The organism is Phocaeicola sp. RTP21359st1_B8_RTP21360_211022, assembly GCF_040911965.1.
Lineage (GTDB): Bacteria > Bacteroidota > Bacteroidia > Bacteroidales > Bacteroidaceae > Phocaeicola > Phocaeicola vulgatus.
This window is the reverse complement of record NZ_JBDFXP010000008.1, coordinates 83,313-96,184: the sequence shown is the minus strand read 5'-3', so window position 1 is coordinate 96,184 and position 12,872 is coordinate 83,313. Positions and strand designations below refer to the sequence as shown.

9 protein-coding genes are annotated in these 12,872 nt (G+C 44.7%); 3 read left to right on the top strand and 6 right to left on the bottom strand.

What is annotated here, in order from left to right; genetic code table 11:
* Positions 1-7 precede the first annotated feature (7 nt).
* Positions 8-424, top strand: coding sequence for an ACT domain-containing protein (locus AB5062_RS06080; protein ID WP_005846121.1), 417 nt, complete (start codon positions 8-10; stop codon positions 422-424).
* A 120-nt stretch (positions 425-544) separates the two neighbouring features.
* On the opposite strand, the gene AB5062_RS06075 is transcribed toward AB5062_RS06080, so the two are convergent.
* The 4 genes from AB5062_RS06075 to AB5062_RS06060 all read right to left on the bottom strand — a co-directional run bounded on the left by AB5062_RS06075 (position 545) and on the right by AB5062_RS06060 (position 8,231).
* Complete coding sequence (locus AB5062_RS06075) at positions 545-2,749, bottom strand: sodium-translocating pyrophosphatase (protein WP_005846125.1); 2,205 nt, start codon at positions 2,747-2,749, stop codon at positions 545-547.
* A 262-nt stretch (positions 2,750-3,011) separates the two neighbouring features.
* Positions 3,012-4,901: a YgiQ family radical SAM protein gene (locus AB5062_RS06070; protein WP_032952589.1), complete on the bottom strand. Its 1,890-nt coding sequence runs from the start codon at positions 4,899-4,901 to the stop codon at positions 3,012-3,014.
* Positions 4,902-4,952: 51 nt separating this feature from the next.
* Entirely contained in the window at positions 4,953-5,270 is a 318-nt protein-coding gene (locus tag AB5062_RS06065) for a hypothetical protein (RefSeq protein WP_005846128.1), read from the bottom strand.
* 90 nt (positions 5,271-5,360) lie between these two features.
* Positions 5,361-8,231, bottom strand: a complete 2,871-nt coding sequence (locus AB5062_RS06060) for a xanthan lyase (RefSeq protein ID WP_172770348.1) — start codon at positions 8,229-8,231, stop codon at positions 5,361-5,363.
* Between the two features lie 82 nt (positions 8,232-8,313).
* Here AB5062_RS06060 and glaB point away from each other — a divergent pair, with 82 nt between their 5' ends.
* Positions 8,314-10,131, top strand: a complete 1,818-nt coding sequence (gene glaB / locus AB5062_RS06055) for an alpha-1,3-galactosidase (protein WP_005846132.1) — start codon at positions 8,314-8,316, stop codon at positions 10,129-10,131.
* Positions 10,132-10,213: 82 nt separating this feature from the next.
* Here glaB and AB5062_RS06050 read toward each other — a convergent pair whose 3' ends face one another.
* Positions 10,214-10,771, bottom strand: coding sequence for a lysophospholipid acyltransferase family protein (locus AB5062_RS06050; RefSeq protein WP_032945216.1), 558 nt, complete (start codon positions 10,769-10,771; stop codon positions 10,214-10,216).
* Positions 10,772-10,781: 10 nt separating this feature from the next.
* A complete protein-coding gene (locus tag AB5062_RS06045; RefSeq protein WP_005846136.1) occupies positions 10,782-11,030 on the bottom strand; it encodes a hypothetical protein in 249 nt (82 codons plus the stop codon).
* 150 nt (positions 11,031-11,180) lie between these two features.
* Here AB5062_RS06045 and AB5062_RS06040 point away from each other — a divergent pair, with 150 nt between their 5' ends.
* Positions 11,181-12,824: a diphosphate--fructose-6-phosphate 1-phosphotransferase gene (locus AB5062_RS06040; RefSeq protein WP_005846138.1), complete on the top strand. Its 1,644-nt coding sequence runs from the start codon at positions 11,181-11,183 to the stop codon at positions 12,822-12,824.
* Positions 12,825-12,872 lie beyond the last annotated feature (48 nt).

The following is a 12,872-nucleotide window of genomic DNA, read 5'->3' as shown; positions in this document are numbered from 1 at the left end:
ATGCGATATGACAATCAAGCAATTATCTGTTTTTCTGGAAAACAAAACCGGAAGAATAAATGACGTAACCAAGACATTGGCAAAGTATGATATCAATATGCATGCGTTCAGCATGGCGGAATCTACTGATTTCGGTATACTTCGCCTGATTGTTTCGGATGTGGAAAAAGCGGTGGAAGTACTTCGTGCCGAGAATTTTGCCGTGATGCTGACCGATGTGGTATGTATCAGTTGCCCGAATGTGGCAGGTTCTTTGGCTAAAGTTTTGGACTATCTGGCAGCAGAGAATATCTTTATTGAATATATGTATGCTTTTGCTCAGGGAGATACGGCACATGTGGTTATCCGTCCGTCTAATGTGGAGAGATGTGTGGAGATATTGAACAAATTCAATTGTAATGTTTTGACTAAAAATAGTTTGTGATTTCTTTTACATATTCATTCGGTAGTAATGGAAATCCGGATAAGTATTAAAAAATAGTTTATCAGAATCTTTTTTAAAATTAGAAAGCCGTCTCCTCCGAAGCGGCTTTCCGTTTTTCTATCAGAACAAACTCCAAGCAACTGTCAGTCCGGCCATTACAATGGCGACCATACTCATCAGTTTAATCAGAATGTTCAAACTGGGTCCGGATGTATCTTTAAACGGGTCACCTACTGTGTCACCAGTAACCGTTGCTTTGTGTACTTCGCTTCCTTTACCTCCGAAATTACCTTCTTCTATAAATTTTTTCGCATTATCCCATGCGCCTCCCGCATTGGCCATAAAAATGGCAAGAACGAAGCCCGAGGACAAACCACCTATCAGCAGACCGATAACACCGGGAACACCAAAAATCAGTCCGGTAGCGATAGGGGCAATGATAGCCAGTAGAGAGGGGAATACCATTTCACGTTGTGCTCCTTTGGTGGATATTTGTACGCAACGGGCATAGTCGGGTTCTGCCTCTCCTGTCAGAATCCCTTTTATTTCACGGAACTGGCGACGCACCTCCTCTACCATGTGAGCGGCTGCTCGGCCTACGGCGTTCATGGTCAGACCGCAGAACAGGAATGCCATCATACTGCCCAAAAACATGCCGCTTAGCACTTTGGGGTTCATCAGGGTTACATCGTAATAAAGCATATAGTCAGTGAAACTGGCGTTATGAACATCTACGGTAATGCCGTTTGGTAATTCCAGAATGGTTTGCCCCAACCGGGTTAATCCGATACGGATTTCTTCTACATAGGATGCCAGCAGGGCCAGTCCGGTCAGAGCTGCGGAGCCGATGGCAAAACCTTTGCCGGTAGCGGCAGTCGTGTTACCTAACGAGTCGAGGGCGTCAGTACGTTTGCGTACTTCTTTGCCCAGTCCGCTCATTTCAGCGTTACCGCCGGCATTGTCTGCAATCGGTCCGTAAGCATCGGTAGCCAAGGTGATTCCTAATGTCGAAAGCATACCTACGGCAGCGATACCGATGCCATACAATCCCATGGAAATATTGGCAAAATCAAATCCTGAAGCGAGCCAGTAGGACAAGATGATACCGGTTACTACTGCCAGTACAGGGATGGTGGTGGAAACCATACCTAGTCCGATACCGGAAATGATAACGGTGGCCGGACCGGTTTTTCCACTTTCGGCCAACCGTTGTGTGGGTTTATACGATTGAGAAGTATAATATTCGGTGGAACGGCCGATAACGATACCTACTATTAATCCCACTACCACAGCAAAGGAAATGTTTACCCAATTTTCCAAACCTAATGCCCAAAGGATAAGGAAAGTGGCAACGACAATCAGTACCGAACTTAAATTGGTTCCTGTGGCTAATGATCCGAGTAATTCCTTCATTCCTGCATTTTCTTTAGTACGGACGGCAAAAATACCGATGATAGAGAGAACGATACCCACTGCCGCAATCAGCATAGGTGCGATAACCGCTTTAAACTGCATCACGGTATCATCCGAGCCAATAAAAGCGGCAGCACCTAAAGCGGCGGTAGCCAGAATAGAGCCGCAATAGGATTCGTACAGGTCGGCGCCCATTCCGGCTACGTCACCTACATTGTCTCCCACATTATCGGCAATGGTTGCGGGATTGCGGGGGTCATCTTCCGGAATACCGGCTTCCACTTTACCTACCAGGTCGGCACCTACATCGGCTGCCTTGGTATAGATTCCACCTCCTACACGGGCGAAAAGTGCTTGTGTGCTGGCTCCCATACCAAAGGTAAGCATGGTGGTTGTGATGACACATAATTTAGCAGAAGGGTTCAAGGCGTCTGTGGGAATGCAATAGTCCAATAATATGTACCAGAAAGAAATATCGAGTAGTCCCAAGCCGACAACGACCAACCCCATAACAGCTCCGCTACGGAAAGCTACACGCAGTCCTTTGTTCAGGGAGTGCTGGGCGGCATTGGCGGTACGTGCAGAAGCGTATGTAGCCGTTTTCATTCCTAAAAAGCCGGACAGTCCGGAGAAGAAACCGCCGGTAAGAAAAGCAATGGGCACCCACGGATTTTGTAAGTTGAAGCCGTATGCCATGATAGAAAACAGAATAACTAATCCCAGAAATACCAGCCCTACCACCTTGTATTGTTGTTTCAGATAGGACATGGCGCCCTGGCGCACATAAGAAGCGATTTTCTCCATCGTCGGAGTTCCTTCGCTTTCAAGCATCATTTGTTTGTAGAAATACCATGCAAGTACCAATGCCAAGAGGGAGGCAATGGGCACAATCCAGAATAGATACGTTTCCATACGCAGTATTGATTTAAAAGTTGGTTTTGCCCAAAGATAGCAAAAAATAAATGATATTCAATAGGATAGGTCGTATTTTTATCAATTAATATTTGCGGTGCTTTTCTAATTAAGTTTAGGGGGGAATAAATATCAATATCTGTAACTTGGAACACATGTACCTGTTCCTGTGTTTCGTCAAAACACGATGAAAGGTAAACAAGACGTTAAAAAACAGTTTCACCACAGATCAAATCTGTATAATCTGTGGTGAATTTAAAACTCAGGCTTTGTATTTACCATACAGCTTATCTATCAGATCAGCGCGTCCTATTTTGCGCAATTCATTGATGATGGCACGTCGTTCTTCGGGTTTATACCAGAAAAAGAACATCCGTTGAGCCAGTTTTTCTTTTGGTGTTTTAGCGGAAAATACCGGTTGCAACGTATATGGATGATAACCTGTGTACCAGGTTTCAGTGGCTACAGTCATCGGAGTAGGAGTAAAGTCCTGTACTTGTTCCAGATGGAAATCCAATTTCTTGGTGATCACTGCCAGTTCTGCCATATCTTCTTCCGTACATCCGGGATGGCTGCTTATAAAATAAGGTATAATCTGCTGCCGCATATTCAACTCCTTATTTATTTTGTCGAAAGTCTTTTTGAAGTCATAAAATTGTGAAAACGAAGGTTTCCTCATGATTTGCAGCACTTGGTCGCTGGTATGTTCCGGAGCCACTTTCAAGCGCCCGCTGACATGATGGGCTATCAGTTCGCGGGTATATTCAGCCGTACTTCGGTTTACTGCCGGATCTTTGCTTTGATATTGTAACAGGTCATAGCGTACACCGCTTCCGATAAAGCTTTTCTTGATACCGGGAAGTGCGTCTACCGAATGATAAATATCCAATAAGGGGCGATGGTCCGTGTTCAAATTGGGACATACTTTGGGATGGATACATGACGGCCGTTTGCATCGCCGGCAAATTTTCTCATCTTTACCACGCATGGCATACATGTTGGCGCTAGGTCCTCCCAAGTCACTCAGATAGCCTTTGAAATCAGGCATTTCAGTTATGGCTCTCACTTCTCTTAAGATACTCTCTTTACTTCGGCTTACAATAAATTTCCCTTGATGGGCGGAAATGGTACAAAAGGCGCATCCGCCAAAACAACCACGGTGCAGATTGACCGAGAATTTAATCATGTCGAATGCGGGAATGCGTTTTCCTTTATATTTAGGATGAGGCATACGCGTATAGGGCAAATCAAAAGAATGATCCAGTTCGCCTTGGCTCATTGGAGGATAAGGCGGATTGACTACTACTGTTTCATTGCCTGTATCTTGCAAGATGCGGGAGGCTTCGTACTTGTTGCTTTCCTCTTCAATGAAGCGGAAGTTCTCGGCTTGTTTCTTTTTATCTTTCAGGCATGCTTCATGAGAGTGTAGGATGATATCTGGCTTTTCGTTCACACACTCAATTACAGAGTGCTCGGACGGAACTGATCCTTTCTTACGGATAAGGTAAGCCGTTTGTGGTATATCGTGGGGAATATCCTTTTGTAAGGGTAGATGGGCTCCGTCCTGACTGTCTTTGCTTTCTTTCATTCTCTTGCAAAGTTCCGTAATCGGCTTCTCTCCCATTCCATAGATCAATAAATCGGCTCCGGAATCTATCAGAATTGATTTACGCAGGCAGTCCTGCCAGTAGTCATAATGGGTGACACGGCGCAAAGATGCCTCTATACCTCCCAGAATGACAGGTACGTCGGGATAGATTTTCTTTAAAATCTGTGTATAAACGATGCTGGGATATTCGGGACGCATGTCGTGGCGGCCGTCGGGAGTATAAGCATCCTCGCTGCGCAAACGCTTGTTGGCAGTGTATTTGTTTACCATGCTGTCCATACATCCGGCGGACACACCGAAAAAGAGGCGTGGACGTCCCAGCTTCTTAAAATCGCGCAGGTCATCACGCCAGTTGGGTTGAGGCACAATGGCCACTTTCAAACCTTGCGCCTCTAATAATCTTCCAATTACTGCCGGACCAAATGAAGGATGATCTACGTAGGCGTCACCGCTGAACAAGATTACGTCCAGTTCATTCCATCCGCGCATCTCTACTTCTTTCTTGGTTGTCGGCAACCAGTCTGTAAGTTTGTATTCTTTCAATGATAAATACTGTTTTTTTTGTTTTGCTACAGAGAACACAGAGATTGTTTATTATATCTCTTCTTCATCTTTATTTTTCTCTTTCTCCCATTGGATATAAAGCAGAATGAGTTGATGAAGTCCGAAAGCTTTCATGTTATTATGATAAATTACATCGATACAAAGGTCGAGCAGCTCTTTATTGTTTCCTTCCTCGCTGGTTATCAGTGAACGGATATTCAACTTCAGTTTCTCCAGCACCGACTCGTCCACGATACCGTTGCTGTCTATCAGATGCTGGAATAAAGCATATTTCTCAATAGTTTGCAGGTTCTCTTCTGAGATTTCCATGCTGCGTGTGCCGGAGGCATTAGTCTGTATAGTGTACATAGTCGTTTTATTTTAATGGTTTATACGGACAAAGTTAGGCGTTTTTATGAAATAACCTCTTATTTGCCCTTTTATTTTCGTTTAAAAATATCACTTGCTGCCAAAGAAGCCCAGGATGGCACTCATTACCCGTGCTCTTTCCTTCACTCCCTGAATGCTTTCAAAGGGGAAACCCAGGACAAAAGTCCGATATTTGCCTTTATAGGCGATACCGGCACTGTAACTGCCCGGATTATATACAAAAGCGGAGTAAGCAGGGGCTATCGGGGTCAGACAGTCGGGAGCGGGTACGGCGTATGTTTGCTCGTTGATAGTGCGGGGAATACTGAAACGGGTGTTGGCTCCATATATTTCTCCCGAAGTGGAATTTATCATGCTGCCTCCGAAACTATATTTTAATATGTTTTCGGTGAAGTTCAGTGCTGTGGGACTGTTCATGTTGCTTCCTATATACGAGCCGCTGAGCATCAGGTTGCCGCCTCCTTGACAATAGGTTGTGAGCAACTGTTGCAATGTGTGGGAGAAAGGACGCCTGTCGGCTCCGAATATCAGGTCTGTAATGGGGTAATCTGCCAGCCGGACAAAACCATTTTCAACGGCTTCATCACTACACGATACAAAAGAGTATCCTCCGGCTGCCTGGATGGCTTTTCCATGAATGAACGGATAATCGAAAGTATTTCCGGCTATCAACATTCCTTCCAGTTCGCTGCCGCTATATCCCAGCCCGTCTTTAGTCTCCCGTCCTATGCGGCTGCGGTCGAAGCTTTGTTGCGTTCCGCAGAAGGCGGGTGTATTTATATAAGGTATTCCCGGATCCGTATTCAAGTCAAAGCCTTGCAAGAAAGGAGATTCTACGGTAGCAGGTCCGCTTAAACGGTCGAATCCGTTGACTATCAAGATTGTTCCTTTACTTTTCTTTGCCTGATAGGCTGACAGGATTTCGGAAGGAAAACTTTCTCCGCCCTTGTTGACTGCGGTTACTTTGAAACTATATACCAGTCCCGGTTCGGCTTCGAAGGTATATTCAGTACCGCGTACTAACGTTCCATTGTCAAATCCACCATGTCCCAGACGGGTATAGACTATGTATTGTTGAGCTTTGGCAGTCGGTTCCAACGGGTCGTCTACCGCTTGCCAAGTTAGTTGGAAGGTGTTTTTCCTACTTCCGGAGTGAATGGCAAAGTTATTTACCGGTAAAGGTTGGACTACGTAATCCGTCCCATGCATGGTACTCAGGTATTTTAGTATGGATTTGTAAACAGAACGTCCTACGGTAAACTTGAAACGCGGATCGTGCCCCAATTTCAAATCGGCGAAGTTCTGGTGGGAGAGGAGTTCCAGAATCATCGAGGGAACGGCAGGCAGACGGGTCTCGCTGTAATTGCGGTTCCACAGGCTGCGGCGTTGCCACCGGATACCGAATTGGGCGGAGATATCCTGTTGCAGACCGGTCAGTACCATGTCCGCCAAGTCGCGGGAAGCATAACGGGAGATACCGGCGTTCAGTTCACCATTATTATAATCGGTGGTATAGATACCCAGCGTGCCTATTAAATCATCTTCTTTGGAAAAACCTGCATCGCTGTGCACTCCCAAGGTCATTTCAAAAGGAACGCCCAATCCCTTCTCCTTTGGATTGTACACAGAATTTCCGCTGAGATAGTTTATTATCCGGCTGCGGGCGTTTATATCATCGGTATAGTCATTCTTACCTTCGCTGGGACTGTAAACCGAATAAGGAAAACCCGACCATTGTGCGGCATAGCGTGCCCCTTCCAGATAACGGGGCAGGCCGCTGGTTTTTCCACCGCGCGATATGTTTCCCATTCCTCCGCCAAAACGGACGGCATCGGCGCATACCACTCCTTTTTGTCTGCTCTCATTACTTAGTACCACCATACCGTAATCGTTGGTTCCTTTGTCGAATTCAAAAGTGCCCAGATAAACCCAGGTTCCTCCCCCTATTTGTTGGTTGACCAGAAATTCGGTGACACCCCCTTTATGGAAAACCAGATATTTAGCGTCACTCACACTTCCGGGTAAAGTCTGATAAGTCACATAGACGGCATATTTTCCTGTTTCGGGAATATGGGGAATCCATTGTGCAAAGGCTTTTTCCGGTTTTTTCTCGGTGGAGGCAAAGCGGGCTGTACCTTCTTCAAAAGGATTTTGTCCGTCCCGGTAAACCAATCGTTTTTGAGCGAATGCCGGGGTGGGGGCGGTTTTCCATTTACCTTTCCGGCTTTTTATCTCCTGATAGATGCAACCTTGGGGATGGGTATCATTATCCACAATCACCTCATTGCGTTGCCAGTCACGTTCACGAGGGGTATAAACTATGGCTCCCGCATTTTCCAGCATGGGTATAATATAAGGTATGACGAATGATTGGGTGAACAAGTCTTCTGTGGTACAGAACAGGCGGGGACGTTGCCATTCCCAACATCCCTTGTCCTTTTTATAATATTTTCCGTGGCTTTGCCAAAGGGCGATGTGTCTGCCTTCCAGTCCTTTGCCGGCAGTAAAGGGGCGGGAAATATTTTTTACCCATGGATCACCTTTATAATCTGTCCGTTGCCATAAGCGGCTTTTGTCCTGTTTCTTTCTCAGATAGTTGGGAATCAGGTCTTCGATTGATTTGCCATCGGCATAGATGGTTATATCGTAATAATTTACAGGACCGGGTAGGCTTTGTCTAAGTAACCGGTAGATAGCTTCTGTCTTTTCGGGGGTAAACGGTTGGTAGCCGAAGCTGGGGCTGGCATATACATTCAGTCTTTTTTTGTCATGATTTACTTCATAACGGTCTAATTTACACTTACCTATGTTGGCATAAGATGTTTCGTACCGGGTGAAAAAATCTTTTAGACGTTGTTCCACATTACCATCTAACCCTTGTGCCAAAGTGTGTGATATTCCTGCCATTACCAGCAGGAAGGACAAAAATATCTTTTTCATGTTGTTTTCTTCTTTATTTATGGTTGCGAAGTTAGGAATTTTTGTTAGTTTTGTCATTCTAACTAATCTATAATGAACCTAAATGAAACGAATTATCTTTAATTTCTGCTTCGTATGGCTGGCTGTTTCCGCTTTTGCCGGAAGTAAGGTAGTCGAAATGCGAAATTATGGTCTGGTACCGGACACACACGAGAATCTTTCACCCAAATTGCAGAAGGCGTTACAAGACATCAAGTCTCAAGTTGCTTTGGGTGATAAGGTCACTCTGCTTTTTGAATCCGGACGTTACGATTTCCATCCTGAAGGGGCGGCTGTCCGTGAGTATTATATTTCCAATCATGATCAGGACAATCCGAAAACGGTAGGTTTCCCTTTGGAGGATTGGAAGGGGCTGACGGTGGACGGACAGGGCGCCGATTTTATCTTTCATGGACGTATGCTTCCACTTTCTCTGCTTCGTTCAGAGAATTGTACTTTGCGTAATTTCAGCATAGATTTTGAGACTCCTCATATTGCTCATGTCAAGATATTGGAAAGCGGAGAGGAGGGAATTACTTTTGAACCTGCCGCATGGGTGAAATGCCGTATCAATGAGAAAGGTTTTTTCGAAGCATACGGTGAAGGCTGGTCCAGTGCTCCCCAGGGAGGGATTGCTTTTGAAGAAAAGACAAAGCGTCTGGTATACCGCACCAGTGACTTATGGTGTCCTATGGAAGGATTGAAGGAAATCTCTCCACGTGTCTACCATGCTCCTCAATGGAAAGACGCCCGGTTGAAACCGGGGACAGTGGTGGCTCTTCGTACTTATTATCGTCCTGCTCCGGGTATATTCTTGTCCAATGATAAAGACACCCGTTTGCAGAATGTGAAAGTGCATTATGCCGAAGGTATGGGACTGCTGGCCCAGTTATGTGAAAATATCACGTTGGATGAATTCAGCGTTTGTCTTCGTGGCGATAAGGATCCGCGTTACTTTACCACGCAGGCGGATGCTACCCATTTCTCCAGTTGCCGGGGGAAGATTGATTCTCGCAACGGGTTGTATGAAGGAATGATGGATGATGCGATTAATGTACATGGTACTTATTTGAAAATCAAGCAACGCCTTGATGACCATACGGTGATTGCCCGATACATGCATCCGCAAGCATACGGATTCGAATGGGGCGTGAATGGCGATGAAGTACAATTTGTACGTTCCGCCACCATGGAACTGACCGGTGGAAAGAACCGGGTGAAGGAAATCCTGCCCAATGACAAAGATACGGTGAAAGGTGCAAAAGAATATCGTATCACTTTTGCCGAGCCTTTGGATGCGGAGATTACGGATAAAGAAGGTTTCGGCATTGAAAACCTGTCCTGGTGTCCGGAAGTTTATTTTGCGGATAATGTCATTCGTAATAATCGAGCACGCGGTACGCTGTTCAGCACTCCCCTGAAAACGGTGGTAGAGCGTAACCTGTTTGATCATACATCAGGAACAGCCATATTGCTGTGCGGTGATTGTAACGGCTGGTTTGAAACGGGAGCTTGCCGGAATGTGCTGATTCGTAACAATCGTTTTATCAACGCATTGACTAATATGTTCCAGTTTACGGAAGCTGTTATCTCTATTTATCCGGAGATTCCCGATTTGGAGCATCAGAAAAAATATTTCCATGGTGGAAAAGGAGAAAAAGGAGTAGTGATTGAAGATAACTATTTTGAAACCTTTGACCGCCCTGTCCTTTTTGCAAAATCCATTGACGGATTGATCTTTAAAAACAATGTGATCCGCCAGAATACGGATTATCCGGCTTTTCATCATAACAAGTCCCGTTTCCGCTTGCTTCACACCCGGAATGTGAAGATAGAGAAGAATAATTTTGAGGATGGGGATGAGAGTATAGCAAGAGAATAGATACAAATAACACTGATTATGCGGGTGAAAATACAATCCGCATAATCAGTGTTTTCATATCTGAAGAACTACAACGGAAGGGTTATTCTACTTTTCCGATGCTGAAGTTTTCAGGATATTTGCCTTTGAAATTCTTATAATACAATTTGACTTCACGCATATCCTTGTCCAAATCACCGCTGGGATGTATTACCTTTTCGGCTGTGATGCATTTCTTCTCGTAGTCGATAGCTACCAGAATAATAGGCAGACCGGCCCCTTGCGCAATATAGTAAAACCCTTTCTTCCAATTGGGATTGGCTTTGCGTGTTCCTTCCGGAGTGATAGCCAGATGGAATTTTTGACTCGATTTGGCAATTTTAATCATCTGGTCCACCAATGAAGTCTTGCGGCTACGGTCTACGGGAATCCCTCCCATCCAGCGGAAAATAGGGCCTAGAGGCCAGAAGAACCAGTCTTTTTTCATCATAAAACCGGTTTCGCGACCTATAGCTCCCATAAACAGTTTGCCTATGAACAAATCCCAATTGGTGGTATGCGGTGCGGCACAGATAATATATTTGTCATAATCGGGAACGGATACTTTAGTCTTCCATCCCAATAGTTTGTAGTAGATAAAACCACAAATAGCTTTTTTCATTCCTTAAATCTTATGCTTTTGTAGCTTTAGCCAGTTCGTCTGCAACCACTTTTATTTCTTTGTTCAAATCCTCATTCAGTTTCTTGTAGAAACCTTTTACGTTACCCGGTTCAGTGTGACTGATGCGTATAATCAGTTTGATCACATTGTGTACAGAGTTGCAAACTACTTCACGGTTAACACCTTCCATCAAACTGACTAAAAACAAATCACTTGCTATATTGGTTATTTTTTTCTTTAAATTTCTTCTACTTGCCATAAATGTAATGTTTTAAGTTAATACATAATTCTAAATTCGCGGTAAAGGTAATATTTTTATTTGTATACGTTTTCATATTTGCGAAAAAAGAACGAAATTTGCACGTGAATTATAAATGAAATTATACACCTTTAAATAGAATAATAGAATATGACTAAAAGTGCATTACAAATTGCCAGAGCTGCTTATCAGCCCAAACTTCCTAAAGCGTTGAAAGGCGCTGTAAAAGTAAAGGAAGGTGAACCTACACAGTCAGTTGCTGACCAGGAAGCTATCAAAGCCTTGTTCCCTAACACTTACGGCATGCCGTTGATTCAGTTCGTTGAAGGCGAAGCTGTCAATATGCCTGCCATCAACGTAGGTGTCATCTTGTCTGGTGGACAGGCTCCCGGCGGACACAATGTTATTTCCGGTTTGTTCGACGGTATCAAAGCATTGAACAAGGACAGCAAACTGTATGGTTTCATTCTGGGCCCCGGTGGTTTGGTAGACCATAATTATATGGAACTGACTTCCGATATTATCGACGAATACCGCAATACCGGTGGTTTCGATATCATCGGTTCGGGACGTACCAAACTGGAAAAGGTAGAACAGTTTGATAAAGGTCTGGAAATCATCAAGGAATTGGGCATCAAGGCATTGGTAATTATCGGTGGTGATGACTCAAACACAAACGCTTGTGTATTGGCAGAATACTATGCTGCGAAGAACTGCGGTGTTCAGGTTATCGGTTGTCCGAAGACTATCGACGGTGACTTGAAGAACGAGATGATTGAAACTTCTTTCGGTTTTGATACGGCTTGTAAGACTTACTCTGAAGTAATCGGTAACATTCAGCGTGACTGTAACTCTGCCCGCAAATACTGGCACTTTATCAAGCTGATGGGACGTTCGGCTTCTCATATCGCTTTGGAATGTGCTTTGCAGGTTCAACCTAACGTATGTATCGTTTCAGAAGAAGTGGAAGAGAAGAACATGTCATTGGATGATGTGGTTACTTACATTGCTCAGGTGGTGGCTAACCGTGCCGCACAAGGCAATAACTTCGGTACAGTGTTGATACCTGAAGGTTTGATCGAATTCATCCCCGCAATGAAGAGATTGATCGCTGAATTGAACGACTTCCTGGCTGCTAACGCATCAGAGTTCGCATTGATCAAGAAATCTCACCAACGTGAATATATCATCTCCAAGCTTTCTAAGGAAAACTCGGAAATCTATGCTTCTCTGCCCGAAGGCGTTGCACGTCAGCTTACTTTGGATCGTGACCCGCACGGAAACGTACAGGTATCACTGATTGAAACAGAAAAGCTGTTGTCTGATATGGTAGCCGTTAAATTGGCTCAGTGGAAAGAAGAAGGCAAGTATGTAGGTAAATTTGCCGCTCAGCATCACTTCTTCGGTTACGAAGGACGTTGCGCTGCTCCGTCAAACTTCGATGCTGACTATTGCTACTCGTTGGGTTACACCGCTTCTATGTTGATTGCCAACGGCAAGACCGGTTATATGTCTTCTGTACGTAACACTACTGCTCCTGCCGAAGAATGGATTGCAGGTGGTGTGCCTATCACAATGATGATGAACATGGAACGTCGTCACGGTGAAATGAAACCGGTTATCCAGAAAGCGTTGGTAAAATTGGACGGTGCTCCTTTCAAGGCGTTCGCCGCACAGCGTGAACGTTGGGCTATTGAAACAGACTATGTATATCCGGGTCCTATCCAGTACTTCGGTCCTACAGAAGTTTGTGACCAGGCAACCAAGACATTGCAGTTGGAACAAGGAAAATAATTTTTTCTTATTTCTATAAAGCATAAAGGAAACCCATCGGGGCTGATT